A 22,496-nucleotide genomic window follows, 5' to 3' on the forward strand; every position below is an offset into this window, starting at 1 on the left:
TGGGCCGGCTGGGTCACCGGCGACACGTTCGCACCGATACGCGCGATGCTCGGCGGCGCCGGAGCGGGTAAACGTTCCGCGCCCGCTCATCGCAGCCAGCGCCCCCCGCGGCTCAGCCGCTACCGCGTCGCCCACCCCCATCGCAGCACCGATCCCACCGTGGCCGGGCGGTGGTCCGCCCTGCCGACACCCGAGCCGAATTCCACGCTGCGGGCCCACTACCAGGCCGAGCTGTTGCTGAACCGCCACGGTGTGCTGACCCGCGGCGCGGTGGCGGCCGAAGGGGTGCCGGGCGGGTTCGCGATGCTCTACAAAGTGCTGAGCACGTTCGAGGAGGCCGGCAGGTGCCAGCGCGGCTATTTCGTCGAATCCCTGGGCGGTGCGCAGTTCGCCGTGGCCTCGACCGTAGACCGGCTGCGCAGCCACACCGACCGCATCGACCGGGAGGCGCCCGATTACCGGGCGGTCGTGCTGGCCGCGGCGGACCCGGCCAATCCATACGGCGCGGCGCTGCCGTGGCCGACCGCAAAGGCCGACGGTGAGGCCGCCGGCGGCCGGCCGGGCCGCAAGCCCGGTGCGCTGGTGGTGCTGGTGGACGGGGAGCTTGCCTGGTTCCTGGAACGCGGCGGGCGCTCGCTGCTGACGTTCACCGAAGACCCCGTGGCCGACCATGCGGCCGCCACCGCGCTGGCGGACCTGGTCGCGGGCAAGCGCCTCGCGTCCATCCTCGTCGAACGCATCGATGGCGCACCGGCACTGCAGCCGCGTCCCGGCGATCCGGGCCGGGCCGTCGAAGCGCTGTCGAACGCTGGCTTCGTACGCACCCCGCGCGGAATGCGGCTGCGGTGAGCAATGCCCGAGGGTGACACCGTCTGGCACACCGCGGCCGTGCTGCGACAGCACTTGGCCGGGCGCACGCTGACACGCTGCGATATCCGGGTACCGCGGTTCGCCACCGTGGATCTCACCGGGCAGGTCGTGGACCAGGTGCTCAGCCGGGGCAAGCACTTGTTCATCCGCGTCGGGAGCGCAAGCATTCATTCGCATCTGAAGATGGACGGCAGCTGGCGGATCGGCAACACAGTGCGGGTGGATCACCGGGCGCGAATCATCCTGGAGGCCAAGGATATTCGGGCCGTCGGCATCGACCTGGGGGTGCTCGAGGTGGTGGAGCGCGACCGCGACGTCGACGTGGTCGCGCATCTGGGACCCGATCTGCTGGGCGAGGACTGGGATGCGGCACGGGCCGCCGCCAACCTCACGGCTTGCCCGGAGCGACCAATCGGCGAGGCGCTGCTCGACCAACGGGTGCTGGCCGGGATCGGCAACGTCTACTGCAACGAGCTGTGCTTCATCGGCGGACACCTGCCAACCGCCCCGGTCGGCGCCCTGGCCGACCCGCATCGGCTCGTCGCCCGTGCGCGGGAGATGCTGTGGGCCAATCGGTGTCGCTGGAACCGCTGCACCACCGGCGACACCCGAACCGGCCGGCAGCTGTGGGTGTACGGGCGCGCCGGGCAGCCTTGCCGTCGTTGTGGCAGTCTGATCCACTACGACGCCACTGGCGAACGGGTGGCGTACTGGTGCCCCTCCTGCCAGAGTTGACCGCTGGCTACGAGCGCCCGTGTTCGACGAAGAACCGCGCGATGACCTCCGAGGCGTCCAGCGCGCGTGAGGTGCGCCCGATGACCGCCGGGGGCAGATACTGCTTGCCGCCCGGCCAGGTGTGCCCGCCGTTGTCGATCTGATAGAACACCACTTCCGTGGACGCCGCGCACGCCGAGGAGTCGAAGCGGTGGACCAGGGTGCCATCGCCCACGTCGGGTAGCGACTGAACCGTCGGATCGCCTTGACACCCGTCGGCCGAGCGCCATTTGTCGACCATGCCGTTGGCCGAGATGGCATGACTGACCCCACCGCGGCCGCGCACGTCCCCACCCTTGAACGGCACCAACGGGTCCGCGGTGCCGTGTATCTGGAGGACGGATAGCGGCCGCGACGGATTGCAGGCCACTCCCGCGCCCAGGGTGGCCGCGACCGGCGCGATCGCGGCGAAGAAATCGGCGCGATCGCATGCGAGTTTGTCGGTCATGAAGCCGCCGTTGGACATGCCGGTGACGAATACATGCCCGGCGCCAATGTTGTAGTCGCCCTGCAGCTTCCCCGCCAGCGCAACCAGGAATCCGACGTCGTCGACGTGGTGGCGATCCGCCGGCGACGCGCCTCGTCCGTCGGCCCAGCTCTTGTCATAACCGTCGGGATAGACCACCAGCAGGTGGTTGGCGTCGGCGGCGGCGTCGAAGTCGGTCAGACTCTCCTGCCCAGCCCCGGTGCCTGCACCCCCATGCAGGTTGAGCACCAAGCCGACGGGATCGCCCGGCGGCACATGCAGCACGTAGGTTCGGTCCATGTCACCGGAACGGAAGGTGCCGGGCACATCCCGAGCGCTGGCCGCCGAGACGTGTCGCACGTCGCAACCGGCCACACACACCGCCAGCACGGCGAGCGACAACCAGCGCGCGGACGGCATGCCGTCAAATTACCGATTCTGCCGGCACGCGCAGCACTGACGCTCTGTTGCGATGTTCGCAATCTCAGGGATCATTGAATCGCACCGGCCATTAACGTTCTGGCAATATTGTTAGCAAGACTTTAAGGTGACCAAACAATCGAGTTGTTTCTCACGGGAGTATCCGAAATGACCAACACCCGCACCCGTCTCGGCCGGCTGTCAGCGCTGGTAACCGGCGGCGCAGCGGCGGCGGCGCTGCTCGGCCTGCTGCAGTCGGCCCCGGCCGCTCGCGCCGACAACACCGATAGCGCCTTCATCTCTGCGCTGCACGCCCACAACATCACCCACGAATCGGACCGGGCCGCCATCACGGCCGGTCATTTGGTCTGCCATCAACTCGACATGGGCAAATCGCAGGAGCAGATCGCGACTGACGTGATGAATAGCAGCGGCATGGACGGCGACAGCGCCGGGTATTTCGTCGCCGTCGCCGAACGCGCGTACTGCCCGCAGTACGACGACGAGCCGAGGTAACGGCGTCGGGGCTTTCGGCCCGACGGCTGTTTCGCGTCGCGATGATCGCAAGTCGGCCGATCCTGCGCCCCGGCGACAAACGACCGATGGAGATTCCGCCGTGTGGGAGTATCCGAAATGATGAACACCGCGCGGATGGTGCGGCTCCTGCTGACGACCTCGGCTGGGGCGATGGCCGCGGGGGCGATCGCGGCCGGGGCGATGGCTGGCATGGCGCCGGACGCGCATGCGGACGCCACCGATGACGCCTTCCTGGCGGCGTTGACCGCCAAGGACATCCACTTCAGCTCACCGCAAAAGGCCTTCATCGCCGGGCATGAGGTCTGTGATGAACTCGGCAACGGCAAGTCCCCGGCCCAGGTTGCGTCCACCGTCGCCGGCAACAGCAGCCTGGACGGCTACCATGCCGGTTTCTTTGTCGGCGCAAGCATCCGGGCCTTCTGCCCGCAATACGCGTCGTAACCCGACGGGCGAATCGTGAAACCCCTTGTGTTTACGTCCGGGTTGGGCCGCGCCCGGGCCGCAATGCCGTTGACGGAGTGGAAACGTGCGGCGCGGCGCCGGACGCGATGGGCGTGTCCGCGGGTGCGGCGGGGCCCGATGTGGTTGGTCGGCTCGGCGTAGAACATCAGCTTGGCTAGCTCCACGAGCACGAGATAAATGGCGACGAAACCGCCCGCACGGCAAAGAATTGCCACGGCAACGGCGTGAAGCCCAGGGCGCCGGCAAGCGGCGAAACGGTCAGGGCGACACCGATCGCGACCACCGTGATACTGGTGACGGCGAGCTGGATGCTTGGCCGGCTGCGGAAGAAGGGCACCTTGCGGGTTCGGATCGCGAAGATGATCAGCGTCTGCGTCGCAAGGGATTCCACAAACCAGCCGGTGCGGAATTCGATGGCGCCGGCGTGCAGCACGCCCAGCATCAGCCCGAAGGTCAAGAAGTCGAACAGGGGCGTCGTTCGTCGCGTCTTGCCGGGATTGACAAGTGACAAAAGCCACCGAAAGGCGTTGCCGCTACTCGCTGTTCATGTTTCATACACGCTACGGCTACCCGGTGCGGTCGAGTCGCGAGGTGGCCTCCATGCCCGTACCGTTGCTAGCGGTTGCACGACATCGGGCAGAGGCGGCGGGCAGGTGGTTGACATGGCACACGAAGATCGGTTGCAGCTCAAGCCTTATCGGTCCGCCTCGGAACACATCGACGGAGCGTGGTGGCCCCATTCGGCGCACCTGGTGGACGAGCTTCCGGGCCTGCTGGCCGCGGTGTCCGACCGGCTCGGGCCGGTTGTGATGGTGGGCTACCGCCACAATGGCTGGGGCGAGACTCCGCGGATGGCTCAAATCGACGGTCGCACCATCGAATTGCTGGGATTCGGCAGCGACGAACCGGCCAGCGTGATTCTGATCGACGAGGACGGTCGTCACCTCACCTTGCACGTGATCCGGCCGGACGCCAGCGAAGCGATCGCCCGGCAAGCACTCGAAGAGGCACGGGTGCCGGCCGATGCCGCACCTGCCGCCCAAACGACGGTTGCCCGGTCCATCGCAGACGTCGGCGAGAAACTGGCCCGGCATGAAGGACTCGGCGACGAGCAGCGAACCGCACAGATCAAGCGCTGGTGCGACGAGGCCGCCCGGCAATTCGTTAATGCGCCGGTGCAGAACTTCGTTCCGGTCCTCGTCGAACACATCGTTCGCAACCGGATGATCGAAACTCGCCGCGCCGCGACCGCGTCGTCGGCGAACGGTTAGCCAACCCAGGGTCGTGAGCCGAGCAAACCCAGCTCTATCCCGCGCTCGCCCCAACGCCTGGGCACCGGCGAGGCCCCCGACCAGGTCGCCACGGACGAACTCGGCGCCTCAGCCCGCTGACGGCGGCCGGGTCATGAACGTGCCCTTGATCTCCAACCCGATCTCGAGGTCGTCGTAGTCGCGTCCCTCGGGCTTACGCTTGCGCGGCGCTACCGGCGGCATCATCGGCGGCGGGAGGAAGGGGAATCCGGTTTCCTCGGCGGCGAGCGGCGTGGCTGCCGACGCGAGCTGCACCGGCGTCTGCTGCGCGGACAACAGCCCTACCATGGCGGGCGGCGCGGTCAGCTTGCCAAGTGAAACGCCGACGCCCACCGCGGCGGTCGGTGTTGCCGCCGACCCGGCGGCGCGGACCGCGCCCGTGAGCCCATTCGCCGCCGTTCCCAACGCCGACGCGCCCTGCGAAAGGCCCTGACCGACCTCGCCACCCACATTCTGAAGCGTCTGTGCCGCGGTGCTTTGCGCGATGTAGCTGAGCAGATTGATCGGAATACCGCCCGCGATGAACTGATTCGTGTAGGTATTGATCAGTCCGAACCAGCCGCCCTGCGGGTCGAAGCCGTCGGGGAAGTTGTTGAGCGCAGTCAACACGTCCCCCAATGCCGTTTGCGCCGGCGAACCGGCGGCTGCGGCGGGCGCGGCAGCGGTGTGAGCGACTGCAGCCATCGGATTGACGATCGCTGGCGGCGACGAAAACCGCGGCAGCGCCAGCGCCCGGGTGGCGGCCGCCTGATAGCGGTACATCGCCGCCGAGTTGTTGACCCACATGCCCTCGTACTGGGCCTCGGTTGCGGCGATAGCCGGAAGGTTGGTGCCGAACCAGTTGGTAGCCAACAACTTTGCCAGCTGCTTCCGGTTCGCGCTGACGTGCACCGGAAAGACCATGGTGCGGTGGGCCAATTCGAACGCCGCCGCGGCCGCCTGCGCCGCGGCGCCGACCTGCCGGCACTGCTGCGCAGTGGTGCGCAACCAGACGAGGTAGGGATCAACGGCCGAGACCATGGCCGCGGCTGACGGACCGCTCCATGAGTCGGCCAATGCCGACAACACCGAGGCGAAGGTCGGCACCGATTCCTCCAACTCGGCGCTGAGCTGCTGCCAGACTCCGGACGCCTCAATCCACGACCCGGCGCCGGGTCCGGAGTGGATCAGCGCCGAGGTGATTTCGGGAGGCAATGACCCAAAATCCATGACGTCACACCCGAAGAGAATGTCGACAGGCCGAACACGGCGTAAGGGTTGTGGCGACGACTGCGGAAGGCGCTATGCGACAAGGCATTTCGGTGTCCTGCCGCTTTCGTGGTCGTGGGGCACCATGGTCGGCTCTCATCCGGCCGACGGTGGTGTGCGAATCACTTTCCCTTTGACCTGCGTGCCGTATTCGAGATCCTCCGGCTTGGGTTGCTTGCGCTTGCGCCAGCCGCTACCCGCCGAGATGGGTGGCGGCATCAGCGGCGGCAGCATGGGGAAGCCGGCGTCCGCGGCATCCAGCGGCGATGCCGCCGACGTAAGTTGCACCGGCGTCTGCGATGCCGGCAGCAGCCCCACCACCGCGGGCGGGGCGGTCAGCTTGCCCACCGACAGCCCGACGCCTATCGCCGCCGTCGGCCCCGATCCGGCCGCCTCGGTCGCGCTCGACAGACTCGACCCGATGCCCCCCAGGGCCGACATTCCTTCGGAGAGGCCCTGGCCCACGTCGGCGCCCACCGTCTGCAGCGCCTGCGCCGAAGTGGCCTGCGCGACGTAGCTGAGCAGGTTGATCGGAAAGCCCGACGAGATGAACTGGTTCGCATAAGTGTTCGCCAGCCCGAACCAGCCCTTGTTCGGGTCGAACCCGAAGGGGGTGCTGACGAGGTTGGTCAGCAGATCACCGATCGTCGATTGCGCCGGAGTGGCGGCCGCAGCGCCTGCCGCACTGGCTTGCGCGGCGGCGCCGCCGGGATCGACAACCGCCGGCGGCGACAAGAACTGCTTCAGGTCAAGGGCCTGTGCCGCGGCCGCCTGATAGCGCTTCATTGCCGCGGAGTTGTTCGCCCACATGGCCAGATACTGGTCTTCCGTAGCGGCGATGGCGGGAAGGTTGCGTCCGAACGCGTTGGTGGCGACCAACTTTGCCAGCCGCGTCCTGTTGGCAGCGACTTCCGAGGGGTGAACCATGGCCGACACCGTGGAATTGAAAGCCGTCGCGGCCGCCTGGGCCGAGGCCGCCATCTGGTGGGATTGCTGCGCGGTGGTGCGCAACCAGGTGATGTAGGGCGCGACGGCGTCGGCCATCGCCGCCGCGGACGGGCCGTCCCACGTCTCGGCCAGGGAACACAACACCGACGAGTAGGAGCTGACCGAGTTCTCCAACTCGACGGCCACCTGCTGCCATGCGGTGGATGCTTCGATCAGAGAGGCCGCCCCCGGACCGGCGTGGATGAGCGCCGAGGTGAGCTCAGGGGGCAGCGCCATGAAATCCATGAGTGTCACAGTCGTCTCCCTAGACAAGGCATCAGCTAAGGCCGAGGAAATTCGCGTTGACTACGGCGCGAACAGCCCTGGAACATTGTGCATCGACGCCCTCTCATGGCCGGATCGGTCGGCAGTAACGATATACCGACCGGCCGGCGTTGCTCGCCGAACCTGCAGAGGCAACTCTTACAGGGTCACGGAGCCGCCCCGGCTCACCTCGAGGATTCGGTCAGCCATGCCCCGGCGCCGCATCTCACCGCCTTGTTCAGGAACAGCTGACTGGCGTCTGTTCTCCATCGCCGCCACGTAAACCGTTGGGCTGCCGTCAAAACGGCGGGGGTTCGTCGTCGTGGGGCGGTGGCGAGGGGCCGGCGTGTTGGGCGTGCCGGGCTTCGCGGGCTTCACGGTTTTGTCGGCGTTCGGTGGCCACCCGCTGGGCGTGGTTTTGGGCGCGGGTGCGGCGGCGTTTAGGCATCATCGCGGTGCGCTCGGCGCAGTAGTCGGAGGGCGGGTCGGCCTCGGGTGTGGGCATGCCGCCGACCGCGCAACACAGGCTGGGAAACAGCAAGGCGCTCCCCGGGGTCGTGACATAGGTCTGCCCGCCCGGCGCGGTGAAAATCAGCGTCCCGTCAGCCAGCTGCTGCTCACCCCAACCCCAAAACGTCTTCACCAGATGATGGCTACGGCACTTGCAATTCAGGTTGGCCGCATGCGTCTTGCCGCCCAGGGAGAAGGGGATGGCATGGTCGATGTCGCAGTCGGCCGCGGGCACGCCTCTACGACACGTCGATGTGCCGGCGGCTGACGAACTCGCGGCGCGACCCAGTCACCGGATCGGTGAACTCGATTCGCTGTGCCAGCAACTGCAACGGTGTGCTGAAATCGTCCTCCGCCACGTCAATGACATTGGGATACAAGGGATCACCGTCGATCGGTATCCCGAGTGCGGCCATGTGCACCCGCAACTGGTGGGTGCGCCCGGTCCGCGGCGTCAGGCGGTAGAGGCCCGCATCGGGTGACTGCGAAATCCGCTCCACCAACGTCTCGGCGTTGGGCACGCCGGGCTCGCAGACCGCCTGCAGGCGGCCGCGTCGTTTGACGATGCGGCTGCGCACCACTCGCGGAAGCATGAGGCCCGGATCGACGGCCGCCCGCGCGAGGTACGTCTTGGCCACCGAACCGCGGGCGAACGCCGTCTGGTACGCGCCGCGCACCTCGCGCCTGGTGGTGAACAGGAGCACCCCCGCGGTCAGCCGGTCGAGCCGATGGGCCGGGCTCAACTCGGACAGTCCCAGCTCCCGGCGCAGCCGCACCAGCGCCGTCTGCGCGACGTGCCGCCCTCGTGGCATGGTGGCCAGGAAGTGCGGCTTGTCGACGACCACGAGGTCGGCATCTTGGTGAAGCACCGGGATGTCGAAGGGCACCGGCACTTCGTCCGGCAGGTCGCGATAAAGGTAGACGCTGGACCCGGCGGCCAGCGTCGTGGCCTCGTCGACCACCGCGCCGTCGGCGTCCACGACCTCTCCCATCAGAACCTTGGCGCGGGCGCCGGGGCCGAACCGGGCGGTCAGTTCGGCGAGCACCGGCCCGCCGTGCAGCCGGACCCGGGCGGGACCCAGTCCGTCGCGAACGGGAAGCGGCGCGGGCTTCAGGGACATTCAGGCCGTCTCAACTGAGTGGCACGGGCTCGAGGATCTCCGCGCGGGCCTCGGGCGCGCTGGCGCGCAGCTCGTCCGCCGACACGTCGTCGGGCTGGGCCTGCGACAGTATTTCGGCCTCCACCCGCGCCGTGTAGTTGGCGACCTCGCGCTCGACGTCGGCGGCGGTCCATCCCAGCGCGGGCGCCACGACCTCGGCGACCTCCCGGGCGCAGTCGACGCCGCGGTGCGGGTATTCGATCGAAATGCGCATCCGACGGGCCAGGATGTCCTCGAGATGCAGGGCTCCCTCGGCGGTGACCGCATACAGCGCCTCCACCTTCAGATAGCCCGGCGCCTCCTTGATCGGGCTGAGCAGGCCGGAGTTCTCGGCCGCCAATTCCATGGCGTCGCCGATCAGCGAACCGTAGCGATCCAGCAGATGGCGCACCCGGTGCGGATGCAGTCCTTTCAGCGCGGCCACGTGCTCGGCCTGATTGATCAGCGCGAAGTACCCGTCGGCGCCGAGCAGGCTCACCTTCTCGGTGATCGACGGCGCCACCCGGGCGGGGATGAATTGGGCCGCGGCGTCGATCGCGTCGGCGGCCATCACCCGGTAGGTGGTGTACTTGCCGCCGGCAATCGCCACCAGGCCGGGCGCAGGCACCGCCACGGCATGCTCGCGCGACAGCTTCGAGGTTTCCTCGCTTTCCCCGGCCAGCAGCGGTCGCAGCCCGGCGTAAACCCCGTCGATGTCGGCATGCGTCAACGGGGTGGCCAGCACGGTGTTCACGGTGCCCAGGATGTAATCGATGTCGGCCTTGGTGGCCGCGGGATGCGCCACGTCGAGGTCCCAGTCGGTGTCGGTGGTGCCGATGATCCAGTGGCTGCCCCAGGGTATGACGAACATCACGGACAGCTCGGTGCGCAGGATGATCGCGACGTCGCTGACGATCCGGTCGCGCGGCACCACCACGTGCACGCCCTTGGAAGCCCGGACCTGGAACCGCCCGCGCTGCTTGGACAGCGCCTGAATTTCGTCGGTCCACACGCCGGTCGCGTTGACCACCACATGGCCGCGGACCTCGGCGATGGAGCCGTCCTCGGAGTCGCGGACCCGCACGCCGGTCACCCGATCGCCGTCGCGCAGCAATGCGACCACCTGGGTCGAGGATCGCACCACCGCGCCGTAATGCGCCGCGGTGCGCGCGACGGTCATGGTGTGGCGGGCGTCGTCGACGACGGTGTCGTAGTAGCGGATCCCACCGATCAGCGCGCTGCGCTTGAGGCCCGGGCTCAGTCGCAGAGCCCCGGCACGCGTCAAATGCTTCTGTGGCGGAACCGATTTCGCGCCGCCGAGGCGATCGTAGAGGAAGATGCCGGCGGCGACGTAAGGACGTTCCCACCCGCGCTTGGTCAGCGGGAACAGGAAAGGCATCGGCTTGACCAGGTGCGGCGCCAGTTTGGTCAGCGACAATTCGCGCTCGTAGAGCGCCTCACGGACCAGCCCGAATTCCAGTTGCTCGAGGTAACGCAGGCCGCCGTGGAACATCTTCGACGAGCGGCTCGACGTGCCCGAGGCCAGATCCCGCGCCTCGACGAGCGCCACCTTGAGCCCGCGGGTGGCCGCGTCGAGCGCACACCCGGAACCCACAATGCCGCCGCCGATGACCACCACGTCGAACTGCTCGCTGCCCAGCCGCTCCCAGGCGATCTGGCGTTGCCGCGGCCCGAGCGCGGAAGCCGGCGAACTCTGCCCGCTGGGAACGTGGATCGGTTCGCTCACGGCAGAGGACTCCTCACAGCGAAAACTCCCGTCGGTTACCCGTCAGTAGGACTTGCCCAACCAGGCTACGTTCTTTCCGGTGGGCTTTCAGTCCAAGTCGTCGTGGGCCATCAGCCGCCGGGCGGCCTCGGTGATCGACCCGGACAACGACGGGTAGACGGCCAGCGTCTGGGCCAGCTCGTTGACCGTGATCCGGTTGGTGACGGCCACGGCGATCGGCAGGATCAACTCGGAGGCGATGGGCGCGACGACGACGCCACCGATCACCACGCCGGTCGACTTCCGGCAGAAGATCTTGACGAACCCCTGCCGCAGTCCCGACATCTTCGCCCGTGCGTTGGTCCGCAGCGGCAGCATGATGGTCCGGGCGGGCACCGAGCCGTCGTCGATCATCGACTGCGGCACGCCCACCGCGGCGATCTCCGGCCGGGTGAACACCGTCGACGCGACGGTGCGCAGCCGGATCGGGCTGACGCCCTCGCCGAGGGCGTGATACATCGCGATCCGGCCCTGCATGGCGGCGACAGACGCCAGCAGCAGCAAGCCGGTGCAGTCGCCGGCTGCATAGATGCCGGGCACCGACGTGCGCGACACCCGGTCGACGGTCAGGTAGTTGCCCCGCCCCAGTTCGATGCCGACCCGTTCGAGGCCCAGCCCGCTGGTGTTGGGCACCGACCCGATCGTCATCAGGGCGTGGCTGCCTTCGACGGTTCGGCCGTCGGTCATGGTGACTAGCACCCCACTGGGGGGATTGCCGGTGCGGGTGACCGACTCGGCACGGGCGTGCTTGACGAGCCGGACGCCGCGTTCGGCGAACTCCTCCTCCAGGACCAGCGCCGCGTCGGCGTCCTCGTAGGGCAGCACCCGGTCGCGGCTGGCCGCCACCGTCACCGGCACCCCGAGCTCGGTGTAGGCATGGACGAACTCGGCGCCGGTGACGCCGGAGCCGACGACCACGAGGTGCTCGGGCAGCGCCTGCAGGTCATAGAGCTGCCGCCAGGTCAGGATGCGCTCGCCGTCGGGCTGGGCCCCCGGCAGGGTCCGCGGGCTGGCGCCGGTGGCGATCAAGACGACGTCGGCCTCGTACTCGCTGGCTGAGCCGTCGGAATGGGTCGCCCTTACCCGGTGTGTGGCCAGACCCGGCGTGGGGTCGACCAGCTCGCCGCGACCGGCCACCACCTGCACGCCCATCTTGCACAGCTGCTCGGTGATGTCGGCCGACTGCTCCGAGGCCAGTCGCCGGACCCGGGCATGAATGTGCGGCAGCGAGACCTTCACGTCGTCGATGTCGATGTCGATGCCCATCCGCGGCGCCCGGCGCAACTCGGTGCGTAACCAGGTGGAGGCGATGAACGTCTTGGATGGCACGCAGTCGTCCAGCACGGCCGCCCCGCCCACGCCGTCGGAGTCGATCACGGTCACGTGCACCGTCTCGGGACGTTCTGAACGTAACGTGGCGGCCACAAGCGCGGCTTCATAACCGGCCGGGCCGCCACCGAGGATCACGATGCGCGTCACCACACGCCTAACCTAATCGGGCGAGGAGCCAAACGGTTGGGTGAACGCCGCGCGCGCCAGTCCCGTCTAAGCTTTTCCCGTGCCGCTCTACGCCGCCTACGGGTCGAACATGGATCCCGAGCAGATGCTCAAGCGCGCGCCGCACTCGCCGATGGCCGGAACGGGCTGGCTGCACGGGTGGCGGTTGACCTTCGGCGGCGAGGACATCGGCTGGGAGGGGGCCCTGGCCACCATCGTCGAGGATCAGGGCTCGAAGGTGTTCGTCGTGCTCTACGACATGACACCCGCCGACGAGAAGAACCTCGACCGGTGGGAGGGCTCCGAGTTCGGCATCCACAAAAAGATCCGCTGCCGTGTCGAGCGCATTTCGTCGGACACCACCACCGATCCCGTGCTGGCGTGGCTGTATGTCCTGGACGCCTGGGAGGGCGGCCTGCCCTCGGCGCGTTATCTCGGCGTGATGGCCGATGCGGCCGAAATAGCCGGGGCGCCAGAGGATTACGTGCACGACCTGCGCACCCGGCCCTCCAGCAACATCGGCCCGGGGCATTCCTAGTCCTAGGCGAGTGTGCGTGTCTGTACGTCGACACGCCGCAACGGCCGGCATTCTGTGCACCCTCAAGCGGCCTTTCGGAGCTGAATATTCAGCCGGCGAACAAGTTCGTGGGGCCGATACCTGACGTCCTCTGCGACGATGGGCACTAGTACCCACCCCAGCTCTTGGAGTGCCGAGGAGCGGCGACGGTCACGGAGGAAGGCTTCCGGCCCGCTGTGCCAATCGACGCCGTCGTACTCTGCGGCGACACGAAGTTCGGGCCAGGCGAAATCGAGTCGCCAGAGACGCCCCTGCACGTCCACCACCTCGTACTGCAGCATCGGCGGAGGCAGGCCGCCGTCGATCATGACCAGCCGCGCCTCGCTCTCCATCGGCGACTCCGCCTTCGGGGAAGCAACACCAACCAGCTCGCGCGCGGTGACGATGCCCCGCCGTCCGAACTGCCGCTTGACCGCCCGCTTCAGGTCGTCGCGGCTGCACGTGCCGCTTCGCAGCGCGGCGTCCAGCGTCGCCAGCGCCCGCGGCCTGGGCAGGCTTCGCGCCACCTCGATCGCCGTCCATGCGGGTTCCGTCGTCGGCCGTCCCCGCACCAGGGTCAATGGCTCCCCTTGTCGGCGGTGCACTTTGAGGCCGTCGGCAGATCGCAGCTGACGTCCGGGCGGATTGAGCACGTGCAGATCCGCGGTGCGTTCGGTGTCGAAGCCGTAGGCATCGGCGGCAGTGCCCAGACTCATGGCGACCGTCGTCGCGGTCATGAGGTCCAGGGCGCGCAACTGCAATCCGCGGTCGACCTGGCCCCGGCCGTAAACCCCATACCAAATTCGTTGCAGCGCACCACCATTCAGTTCCGACTCCAGCCCGCGGCGTGTCAGGTGCCGCAATGCCTGGGCAGACGTGACCACCCCGCCTTGTGCGTCGAGTAGCCGGGCTAGCTCGTTCATGCCGGGTATGGTGGGCACCCGCGGCTTGCGCACAACTCACCCTGACGAACGTGCGAAGAATGCCGTCTTGTGCGGCGTGTCGGCGTACAAACATGCACGCTCGCCGAGGGGGTTAGAAGAGCGCGGCCTGCTCGACGATGTTGACCATGGCCCGCAGGCCGATCGCCAGGGCGCGCTCGTCGAGGTCGAAGTTCGGCTGGTGCAGGTCCAACTGCGGTCCCTCGCCCGACCACACGCCCAATCGCGCCATCGCGCCGGGAATCTCCTCCAGGTACCAGGAGAAGTCCTCACCGCCGCCCGACTGCCGGGTATCGGCCAGCGCATCGGGACCGACAGCTTCGATCGCATGCGTGAGGATGCGCGTGGAGATCTCCTCGTTGACCACCGGCGGCACTCCGCGCCGGTATTGCAGCGTGTGCTCGATCGCCAGGGGCGACAGCAGCGCGGACACGGTGTCGCGAATGATCTCCTCGAGGGCAATCCAGGTCTGGCGGCTTGCCGTGCGAACGGTTCCGCAGAGCACACCCGTTTGCGGAATGGCGTTCGCCGCCACGCCCGCGTTGACCGCGCCCCACACCAACACGGTGCCGTTGCGCGGGTCGATCCGGCGCGACAGCACACCGGGCAAACCCGTGATCAGCGTGCCGAGCCCAAACACCAGGTCGGCCGTCAGGTGCGGTCGCGACGTGTGCCCGCCGGGTGAATACAACGTGATCTCTATCGAGTCCGCGGCCGAGGTGATGGGGCCGTGCCGGACCGCGATCTTGCCCACCTCGAGCCGGGGATCGCAGTGCAGGGCAAAGATCCGCGACACGCCGGCCAACGCCCCGGCAGCGATCGCGTCGATGGCGCCGCCGGGCATCAACTCCTCGGCCGCCTGGAAGATCAACCGCACGCCCACCGGCAGCTCCGGCGCGGCCGCCAAAGCCAGCGCCGCACCCAGCAGGATTGACGTGTGCGCGTCGTGCCCGCAGGCGTGGGCGACGTTCGGCATGGTCGATTCGTACGGCGCACCGGTTCGCTCGGCCATGGGAAGCGCATCCATGTCGGCGCGCAGCGCGATCCTTGGCTCATGCTCTGGGCCCATGTCGCAGATCAGACCGGTCCCCCCGGGTAGCACCTTGGGGTTGAGTCCTGCCTCTGCAAGCCGCTCGGCGACGAACTGGGTGGTGGCAAACTCCTGTCGGCCCAACTCCGGGTAGCGGTGCAGGTGCCGGCGCCACTCAACCAGGTCATCGTGGTGGGCGGCCAACCATGATTCGGCGGTGTGCGCCAGGCTCATCCCGGTGCCTCCCGTTGCCTGCGCTGCTGCCCCGCCAATACCCGGTCGCGTTCTTTAGGGGTCTGGGCCAGTTGGACGACGGTGCGCGCCAGCATGATCGCGCCTTCGACGACGGCCCGGTCGGCACTGGGACCGGCGGCGGCATCGGCGAAGCCGCGCTGGTGCACGGTGGCTCCGCCGGCCTCGACCCCGATGACCGGATGGATTCCCGGCAGCAGTTGCGTCACGTTGCCCATGTCGGTGCTGCCCATGGGAAGCGACGCCTCGACCTCGGGCGCCAGCGGCTCGCGTCCGAGTCGGCGCATCTCGTCCCGGAACACACCGGCCATCCACTGATCCGGTTTGAGCTCGGCGTAACCCGGTGCGGGGTTGTCGATTTCGTACTCGCAGCCGGCGGCCAGCGCGCCCGCGGCGAAGCACGCGAACATCCTGCCCTCCAGCTCGCGCAGCGAATCCGATTCAACAGCCCGCATCGCATAGCGCAACGTCGCGCGTCCGGGGATGACGTTGACTGCTTGGCCGCCGTTGGTGACGATCCCGTGTACCAGCTGGCCCGGCGCCAATTGTTGCCGCAGCACCCCGATGGCCACCTGCGCGACGGTCACCGCGTCGGCCGCGTTGACCCCCAGATACGGCGCCACGGCGGCATGGGATTCCTTGCCCCGGTAGTTCACGATGACTTCGGACAACGCCAGCGAGCGGGCCGCTGCGATGTCGGTCGGCCCGGGGTGCACCATCACCGCCACCGCGACGTCGTCGAAGGTCCCGGCATCAATCAGCAGCGCTTTGCCGCCGCCGGCTTCCTCGGCGGGGGTTCCCACCAGCGCCACCTTCAGACCCAGGTCGTCGGCCACCTCGGCCAGCGCGAGCGCCGTGCCCACCGCCGACGCGGCGATGATGTTGTGGCCGCATGCGTGCCCTATCTCGGGCAACGCGTCGTACTCGGCGCATATCCCGACGACCAGCGGCCCGCTGCCGAAGTCGGCGCGGAAGGCGGTGTCCAAGCCGCCCGGGCGCCGGCTGACCTCGAAACCGCGTTCGGCGACCAGCGCCTGAGCCTTGGCGCAGCTGTGATACTCCGCGAACGCCAGCTCAGGCTCGGCGTGGATGGCATGGGATAACTCGACCAAATCGGAACCGCGTCGCCGCACGACATCCTCGACGGTGTCCAAGGGGGCTGTGGGCATTCTCGCAGTATCCCACCGCGCAGATTCGACGATCCCCCAACCGCCAGCAGAGCCAGAATCAGCCGGCGCAGCCATCCGGCGTCCGATTCTGCGTCTGGGCGCGCCGGGCTAAGCTCCCGCACTGTGAGCGAGACCGCGCCCGACCCCGGGGAACTCGCTCGCCAGGCAGCACAGGCCATCGGCGAGCGCACCGGGGTCGGCGAGCACGACGTCGCCGTCGTTCTCGGATCGGGATGGTCGCCGGCGGTCGCGGCTCTGGGGCCGCCGACCGCCACCTTGCCCCAGGCCGAACTGCCCGGGTTCGTCCCCCCGACCGCCGTTGGGCATGCCGGCGAACTGTCGTCGGTGCCGATAGCGGGGCACAGGGTGCTGGTCATGGCGGGAAGGGTCCACGCGTACGAGGGTTACGACCTGTGCCACGTCGTGCACCCGGTACGGGCGGCGTGCGCTGCCGGGGCCCGCATCGTCGTGCTCACCAACGCGGCCGGCGGATTGCGCCCCGACATGGTCGTCGGGCAGCCCGTGCTGATCAGCGATCACCTGAACCTCAGCGCGCGCTCACCGCTGGTGGGCCCGCACTTCGTCGACCTGACCGACGCCTACTCGCCGTGGCTGCGCGAGCTCGCTCGCCGGGCCGACCCGCAGCTGACCGAAGGGGTGTACGCCGGTCTGCCCGGACCGCACTACGAGACTCCCGCGGAGGTCCGGATGCTGCGGATGCTGGGCGCCGACATGGTGGGCATGTCCACCGTGCACGAGACCATCGCGGCCCGGGCGGCCGGCGCCGAGGTGCTGGGGGTGTCGCTGGTGACAAACCTGGCAGCCGGGATCGCCGGGCAGCCGTTGAGCCATGCCGAAGTGCTCGCCACGGCAGCTGCGTCGGCGAGGCGGATGGGCGCGCTGCTGGCCGACGTCATCGAGCGCATCCCCCGCTTCCCCAAGACGTGACGCCCGAGGAGTGGATCGCGCACGATCCGGACCCGACGACCGCGGCCGAGCTCGCGGCCTGCGGCCCGGACGAGCTCGCCGCGCGGTTCGCGCACCCACTTACGTTCGGCACCGCGGGGCTGCGCGGTCCGGTGCGCGGCGGGCCGGACGCCATGAACATCGCGGTGGTCTCGCGTGCCACCTGGGCGGTGGCGCAGGTGCTGGCGGGTCGCGTGCGGGCGAGATCGTCGGTGATCGTCGGACGCGACGCTCGGCACGGCTCGGCCGCGTTCGCCACCGTGACCGCAGAAGTCCTTGCGGCCGAAGGCTTTTCGGTGTTACTGCTGCCAGGAGCGGTGCCCACACCGGTGCTGGCGTTCGCGGTTCGCCAGACCGGCGCCGCCGCCGGGATCCAGATCACGGCATCGCACAACCCGGCGACGGACAACGGCTACAAGGTTTACTTCGAGGGCGGCAGCCAGATCGTCTCCCCGATCGACCGGGAGATCGAAACGGCAATGACCGCGGCCCCTTTCGCCGACCAGATCGCTCGCACACCGGTCGCACCGGCGCACACTGATCTCGTCGGACGCTACGTCGAGCGCGCCGCCCGGGTGCGGCGCGCAGGCGGTTCCCTGCGCGTCGCCCTGACCCCGATGCACGGCGTGGGCGGGGCGGTGGCCGTCGAGACGCTGGATCGCGCCGGCTTCCACAACGTGCACGCCGTGGCGAGGCAGTACGCGCCGGACCCCGACTTCCCCACCGTCGCGTTCCCGAACCCCGAGGAGCCGGGCGCCACCGACGCGGTGCTCGCGCTGGCGGCCGACATTCGGGGGGACGTTGCGGTCGCGCTGGACCCCGACGCCGACCGATGCGCGATCGGCATCCCCACGCCAGGCGGATGGCGGATGCTGTCCGGCGACGAAACGGGTTGGCTCCTCGGCGATTACGTACTGTCACACCTCGACCACCCGCGCCGCGCCGTGGTGGCCAGCACCGTGGTCTCCTCCCGGATGCTCGCGGCGATCGCGGCACACTACGGCGCCACCCACGTCGAGACGCCGACCGGGTTCAAATGGTTGGCTCGCGCCGACTCCGGCGTGCCCGGCTCCGCGCTGGTCTACGCCTACGAGGAAGCTATCGGGTATTGCGTCGATCCCGATGCCGTGCGGGACAAGGACGGCATCAGCGCGGCGGTGCTGGCGTGCGATCTGGTGGCGGCGCTCAACACGCGGGGGCGTTCGGTCTCTGACGCGCTCGACGACCTCGCACGGCGGTACGGCGTGCACGATGTTGCGGCCGTTTCGCGCCGAGTGGCCGGTGCCGACGAGGCCGCCGAGCTGATGGGCCGGCTGCGGGCGGCCCCGCCGAGTCGGCTCGCGGGATTCACGGTCGCAATTTCGGACGCTGAGGTCACCGACTCACTGATCTTGACCGCAGGTGATCAGGAAACGTCCGTCAGGTTGGTGGTGCGGCCCTCGGGAACCGAGCCGAAGCTGAAGTACTACTTGGAAGTGCGCTGCTCGCCCTCCGACGACCTGCCGGCCGCCAGGCACCGTGCCCGTGCGCTGCGCGACCAAGTGACAGAAGCCGTCAGGGGCTGGTGACACGTCCCGGGAGAACGCCTCGCCGCCGGGCTAACGCGGCCCGAACTGGCGGTCACCCGCGTCGCCCAAACCCGGCACGATATAGGCGTTCTCGTTGAGCCCGTCGTCGACGGCGGCGGTGAACAGCCGGAGATTCGGCGCCAATTTCTCAAGGGCCGCAATGCCTTCCGGTGCAGCGACCACGCACAACACCGTGATGTCGACCGCACCGCGGCGCTGCAACAAACCGATGGTGTGCGTCATCGACCCGCCGGTCGCCAGCATGGGGTCGAGCACCATCACCGGCAACGCGGTGAGGTCGTCAGGCAGCGACTCGAGGTACGGGACCGCCCGGTGGGTCGACTCGTCGCGGGCCACACCGACGAACCCGACCCGGGATTCGGGTATGACGGCATGTGCCTCATAGAACATGCCCAGGCCGGCGCGCAGCACTGGGACCAGAAGCGGGGGGTGGGCCAGCCGCGATCCCAACGTCTCGGCGACCGGGGTACGTACCCGGACCTGGGCACTCGGCGCGTCCCGCGTGGCCTCGTAGACGAGCATCAGCGTCAGCTCGCGCAGTGCGGCCCGAAACCCGGCGTTGTCGGTGCGTTCGTCGCGCAGCGTGGTCAGTCGGGCCAGCGCCAACGGATGATCAACGACCCGCACCTCCACGGGCGTTCACCCTATATAAAGATCCCGTTTCGGTTCGGTGATTGGCCCCTGACACGCTAGGGTCGGCGCGCTCGTCGGCCAACGCCGCTCATATACTCCCCGGGTGCTGAGCCGAATCAGGGGTCGGAGAAGCCCGGCCGGTGCGACCTGTCGAGCGCTTCGGCTGGTCGGCGCGGTGGTATTGACGACCCTGGCGGCCACTCCCCTGGCCCCTGCCACCGTTGCGGCGGCAGCGATTCCGCGGCCCGCGCACGTGGTGATCGTGGTGGAGGAGAACCGTTCCGCGAGCAACATCATCGGCAGCAGGTCAACTCCGTTCATCAACGCGCTGGCCGCCGGCGGCGCGAACATGGCGCAATCGTTCGCCGAAACGCATCCCAGCGAACCGAACTACCTGGCGCTGTTCGCCGGCGACACGTTCGGGTTGACCACGAACGCCTGCCCGGTCAACGCCGGCAATGCACCCAATCTGGCTTCCGAGCTGCTCGCGGCCGGCTACACGTTCACCGGCTACGCCGAAGGCCTCCCGGCGGCGGGCTCGCCGGTGTGCAGCGCGGGCAAATACGCGCGCAAGCACGTGCCGTGGGCCAACTTCACCAACGTGCCGCCGGCGGACTCGTTGCCGTTCTCCGCCTTTCCGATAGGCAACTACGCCAACCTGCCGACCGTTTCGTTCGTCATTCCGGACAACGGCAACAACATGCATGACGGCTCCATTGCGCAGGGCGACGCCTGGCTGAGCAGTCAGCTGTCGGGCTACGCCAATTGGGCGGTGGCCAACGACAGCCTGCTCATCGTGACTTGGGACGAGGACGACGGCGGCGCCCGCAACCAGATCCCGACGGTGATCTACGGCGCCCACGTGCAGCCCGGCACGTACAACGAGCAGATCAGCCACTACAGCGTGCTGTCCACCTTGGAGCAGATGTATGGGCTGCCCAAAACGGGCAACGCGGCGACCGCTGCTCCGATCGCCACCATCTGGGGCGCCTAGCCGGTCCTAGCCGGTCCCAGCCGGTCCTAGCCGGTCCGGGCGCCTTGGTCGTCCGTCGCTATTCTGTGCCGCATGGCTGCTGACCTCGTGCCGATCCGCCTGAGCCTGTCCGCCGGTGACCGCTACACCGTGTGGGCGCCCCGTTGGCGCGACGCCGGCGACGAGTGGGAGGCGTTTCTGGGCAAGGACGAGGACCTGTACGCGTTCGAGACGGTTGCCGACCTGGTCGCGTTCGTGCGTTCGGGCTCCGACAACGACCTGGTTGACCACCCCGCTTGGGAGGACCTGACGGCGGCGCACGCGCGCAACCTCGAACCGGCCGTGGACAAACGGTTCGACCTCGTCGCGGTCGAAGAGCTGGTCTCGGAGAAGCCGACGGAGGAGTCGGTGACCGCGCTGACGAACACGCTCGCCATCGTGTCGTCCATCGGGTCGGTCTGCGAGCTGCCGGCGGTGTCGAGATTCTTCAACGGCAACCCCACCCTGGGCACGGTCGCAGGGGGAATCGAACACTTCACGGGCAAGGCCGGTCAGAAACGCTGGAATTCCATCTCCGAGATCATCGGGCGAAGCTGGGACGGCGTGCTGGGTGCGGTCGAGGAGATCATCGCGACTCCCGAGGTCGATGCCGAGTTGTCGGCCGAGGCCGCCGAGGAACTGGCCGAAGAGCCGGAAGAGCCGGATTTGGAGCCGGCCGAGGCCGCCGACGAGTCCGTGGCCGAGACGGTCGAGGACTCCTCGGAAGGCTCCGGGGAGCCCGCCGAGGACGCGGCCCAGGAAGCTGCCGAAGGCGCGGCCGACGACTCCGAAGAAGACGACGACTCCGAAGAAGACGACGAGTCCGAAGAGGGCGAGGCCCGCGCGCTCGGCGACACGGTGGTGCTCGGCAGCGACAAGGATTTCTGGCTGCGGGTCGGTATCGACCCGATTCGGATCATGACCGGTTCCGACACTTTCTACACGCTGCGCTGCTACCTGGACGAGCGCCCGATCTTTCTGGGCCGCAACGGGCGCATCAGCGTGTTCGGATCCGAACGGGCGCTCGCCCGCTACCTCGCCGACGAGCACGACCACGACCTGGCCGACTTGAGCACCTACGACGATATCCGTACCGCCGCCACCGACGGCTCCCTGCGGGTCGAAGTCACCGACGACAACATCTACGTGCTCAGCGGGCTGGCCGACGACTTTGCCGACGGACCCGAGGCCGTGGACCGCGACCAGCTGGAGCTGGCCGTCGAGCTGCTCCGCGACATCGGCGACTACTCCGAGGAGAGCACGGTCGACAAGGCGCTGGACGAGGGCCGGCCCCTGGGCAAGCTGGTGGCCTACGTCCTCGACCCGGCCTCGGTCGCCAAACCCACGCCCCCGTACGCGGCGGCGGTGCGGGAGTGGGAGAAGCTGGAGCAATTCGTGGATGGGCGGCTGCGCCGAGAGTAGGGCCCGAATAGGGCCGTTTGACGGCGCACCAAGACTCATCTTTACTGGCGGCAACATCCGCCGTCGCTAAGTGGCGGCCAGTCGGGAGGTTAACCAGGTGTCGCTTCCCGGGATCGGTCCGCTGCCCCTGTATGGGTTTCAACGCCCGGGGATGTTGCTGTTCGGCTTGGTTCCCATCGCCCTGCTGGCCCTCTACGTTTTGGTTCAGGCCCGACGCCGGCGCCGCCTGCACCGGTTCACCGAGGCTCCGGTGCCGCAGTCGTGGTGGCGGCACGTCCCGATCGCGGTCGCGCTGCTTTCCCTGGTTCTCCTGACCGTCGCGCTGGCCACCCCGACGCACGACATGCGCATACCGCGCAACCGCGCGGTCATCATGTTGGTGATCGACGTGTCCAACTCCATGCGGGCGACCGACGTCCCGCCCAACCGGCTGAAGGCCGCCGAGGACGCCGCCACCCAGTTCGCCAGTCAGCTGACGCCGGGCATCAACCTCGGCCTCGTCGCCTTTGCGGGCACCCCGTACCTGCTCGTGCCCCCCACCCCGCAGCACCAGGCGACCCTGGATGCGCTCAAGAAGCTGGACTTCGCCGACAGCACGGCGACCGGTGAGGCCATTTTCACGGCCCTGCACGCGATCGGAGCCACGGCCATCGCCG

20 protein-coding genes and 3 pseudogenes are annotated in these 22,496 nt (G+C 68.6%); 11 read left to right on the top strand and 12 right to left on the bottom strand.

Going from position 1 to position 22,496, the window contains the following annotated elements; genetic code table 11:
- A pseudogene (locus tag JO059_RS04070) lies at window positions 1–849 on the top strand (ATP-dependent helicase); the annotation flags it as partial.
- 3 nt (window positions 850–852) lie between these two features.
- Window positions 853–1,605, top strand: coding sequence for an endonuclease VIII Nei2 (gene nei2 / locus JO059_RS04075; protein ID WP_293314830.1), 753 nt, complete (start codon window positions 853–855; stop codon window positions 1,603–1,605).
- Between the two features lie 7 nt (window positions 1,606–1,612).
- Here the strand turns inward: nei2 and JO059_RS04080 are convergent, their stop codons facing one another.
- On the bottom strand, window positions 1,613–2,530 hold the full coding sequence (locus tag JO059_RS04080; protein WP_293314831.1) for a PHB depolymerase family esterase: 918 nt from the start codon (window positions 2,528–2,530) through the stop codon (window positions 1,613–1,615).
- 168 nt (window positions 2,531–2,698) lie between these two features.
- Here JO059_RS04080 and JO059_RS04085 point away from each other — a divergent pair, with 168 nt between their 5' ends.
- Entirely contained in the window at window positions 2,699–3,046 is a 348-nt protein-coding gene (locus tag JO059_RS04085) for a DUF732 domain-containing protein (RefSeq protein ID WP_293314832.1), read from the top strand.
- A 102-nt stretch (window positions 3,047–3,148) separates the two neighbouring features.
- Entirely contained in the window at window positions 3,149–3,508 is a 360-nt protein-coding gene (locus JO059_RS04090; RefSeq protein WP_293314833.1) for a DUF732 domain-containing protein, read from the top strand.
- 74 nt (window positions 3,509–3,582) lie between these two features.
- On the opposite strand, the pseudogene JO059_RS04095 reads toward JO059_RS04090, so the two are convergent.
- Window positions 3,583–3,998: pseudogene (locus tag JO059_RS04095) on the bottom strand (cation transporting ATPase C-terminal domain-containing protein); the annotation flags it as partial.
- A 193-nt stretch (window positions 3,999–4,191) separates the two neighbouring features.
- On the opposite strand from JO059_RS04095, the gene JO059_RS04100 reads away from it, so the two are divergent.
- Window positions 4,192–4,800, top strand: coding sequence for a DUF5994 family protein (locus tag JO059_RS04100; RefSeq protein ID WP_293314834.1), 609 nt, complete (start codon window positions 4,192–4,194; stop codon window positions 4,798–4,800).
- A gap of 108 nt (window positions 4,801–4,908) precedes the next feature.
- Here the strand turns inward: JO059_RS04100 and JO059_RS04105 are convergent, their stop codons facing one another.
- From JO059_RS04105 to JO059_RS04130, 6 genes and pseudogenes are all read right to left on the bottom strand, one after another.
- Window positions 4,909–6,048, bottom strand: a complete 1,140-nt coding sequence (locus JO059_RS04105; RefSeq protein WP_293314835.1) for a PPE family protein — start codon at window positions 6,046–6,048, stop codon at window positions 4,909–4,911.
- A gap of 135 nt (window positions 6,049–6,183) precedes the next feature.
- Window positions 6,184–7,320 (bottom strand): PPE family protein, encoded by a 1,137-nt coding sequence (locus tag JO059_RS04110; RefSeq protein ID WP_293314849.1) that lies wholly within the window; start codon window positions 7,318–7,320, stop codon window positions 6,184–6,186.
- 316 nt (window positions 7,321–7,636) lie between these two features.
- Window positions 7,637–8,080: pseudogene (locus JO059_RS04115) on the bottom strand (HNH endonuclease signature motif containing protein); the annotation flags it as partial.
- 7 nt (window positions 8,081–8,087) lie between these two features.
- Window positions 8,088–8,969 (bottom strand): RluA family pseudouridine synthase, encoded by an 882-nt coding sequence (locus tag JO059_RS04120; protein WP_293314836.1) that lies wholly within the window; start codon window positions 8,967–8,969, stop codon window positions 8,088–8,090.
- A gap of 10 nt (window positions 8,970–8,979) precedes the next feature.
- Complete coding sequence (locus JO059_RS04125) at window positions 8,980–10,734, bottom strand: glycerol-3-phosphate dehydrogenase/oxidase (protein WP_293314837.1); 1,755 nt, start codon at window positions 10,732–10,734, stop codon at window positions 8,980–8,982.
- 87 nt (window positions 10,735–10,821) lie between these two features.
- Window positions 10,822–12,255 (bottom strand): NAD(P)H-quinone dehydrogenase, encoded by a 1,434-nt coding sequence (locus tag JO059_RS04130; RefSeq protein WP_293314838.1) that lies wholly within the window; start codon window positions 12,253–12,255, stop codon window positions 10,822–10,824.
- Window positions 12,256–12,331: 76 nt separating this feature from the next.
- On the opposite strand from JO059_RS04130, the gene JO059_RS04135 reads away from it, so the two are divergent.
- Entirely contained in the window at window positions 12,332–12,808 is a 477-nt protein-coding gene (locus tag JO059_RS04135; RefSeq protein WP_293314839.1) for a gamma-glutamylcyclotransferase, read from the top strand.
- A 62-nt stretch (window positions 12,809–12,870) separates the two neighbouring features.
- Here the strand turns inward: JO059_RS04135 and JO059_RS04140 are convergent, their stop codons facing one another.
- From JO059_RS04140 to JO059_RS04150, 3 genes are all read right to left on the bottom strand, one after another.
- A complete protein-coding gene (locus JO059_RS04140; protein ID WP_293314840.1) occupies window positions 12,871–13,749 on the bottom strand; it encodes a hypothetical protein in 879 nt (292 codons plus the stop codon).
- A gap of 112 nt (window positions 13,750–13,861) precedes the next feature.
- Complete coding sequence (locus JO059_RS04145; RefSeq protein ID WP_293314841.1) at window positions 13,862–15,031, bottom strand: amidohydrolase; 1,170 nt, start codon at window positions 15,029–15,031, stop codon at window positions 13,862–13,864.
- On the bottom strand, window positions 15,028–16,218 hold the full coding sequence (locus tag JO059_RS04150; protein WP_293314842.1) for a M20 family metallopeptidase: 1,191 nt from the start codon (window positions 16,216–16,218) through the stop codon (window positions 15,028–15,030). The genes JO059_RS04145 and JO059_RS04150 overlap by 4 nt, the downstream gene beginning before the upstream one ends.
- A 123-nt stretch (window positions 16,219–16,341) precedes the next feature.
- Between JO059_RS04150 and JO059_RS04155 the strand changes: the two genes are divergently transcribed.
- Window positions 16,342–17,166, top strand: a complete 825-nt coding sequence (locus JO059_RS04155; protein ID WP_293314843.1) for a purine-nucleoside phosphorylase — start codon at window positions 16,342–16,344, stop codon at window positions 17,164–17,166.
- Window positions 17,163–18,752 carry a phospho-sugar mutase gene (locus tag JO059_RS04160; protein ID WP_293314844.1) on the top strand — a complete coding sequence of 530 codons (1,590 nt, stop codon included), beginning with the start codon at window positions 17,163–17,165 and terminating at the stop codon, window positions 18,750–18,752. The genes JO059_RS04155 and JO059_RS04160 overlap by 4 nt, the downstream gene beginning before the upstream one ends.
- A gap of 30 nt (window positions 18,753–18,782) precedes the next feature.
- Here JO059_RS04160 and upp read toward each other — a convergent pair whose 3' ends face one another.
- Complete coding sequence (upp, locus tag JO059_RS04165) at window positions 18,783–19,406, bottom strand: uracil phosphoribosyltransferase (protein ID WP_293314845.1); 624 nt, start codon at window positions 19,404–19,406, stop codon at window positions 18,783–18,785.
- A gap of 175 nt (window positions 19,407–19,581) precedes the next feature.
- Between upp and JO059_RS04170 the strand changes: the two genes are divergently transcribed.
- From JO059_RS04170 to JO059_RS04180, 3 genes are all read left to right on the top strand, one after another.
- Window positions 19,582–20,400 (top strand): alkaline phosphatase family protein, encoded by an 819-nt coding sequence (locus JO059_RS04170; RefSeq protein ID WP_293314846.1) that lies wholly within the window; start codon window positions 19,582–19,584, stop codon window positions 20,398–20,400.
- Between the two features lie 72 nt (window positions 20,401–20,472).
- Entirely contained in the window at window positions 20,473–21,840 is a 1,368-nt protein-coding gene (locus JO059_RS04175) for a primosomal protein (protein ID WP_293314847.1), read from the top strand.
- Window positions 21,841–21,937: 97 nt separating this feature from the next.
- Window positions 21,938–22,496, top strand: a 559-nt coding sequence (locus JO059_RS04180) for a VWA domain-containing protein (RefSeq protein WP_293314848.1), incomplete at its 3' end; no start/stop codon positions are given.

It is taken from the genome of Mycobacterium sp., assembly GCF_019247615.1.
Taxonomy (GTDB): domain Bacteria; phylum Actinomycetota; class Actinomycetes; order Mycobacteriales; family Mycobacteriaceae; genus Mycobacterium.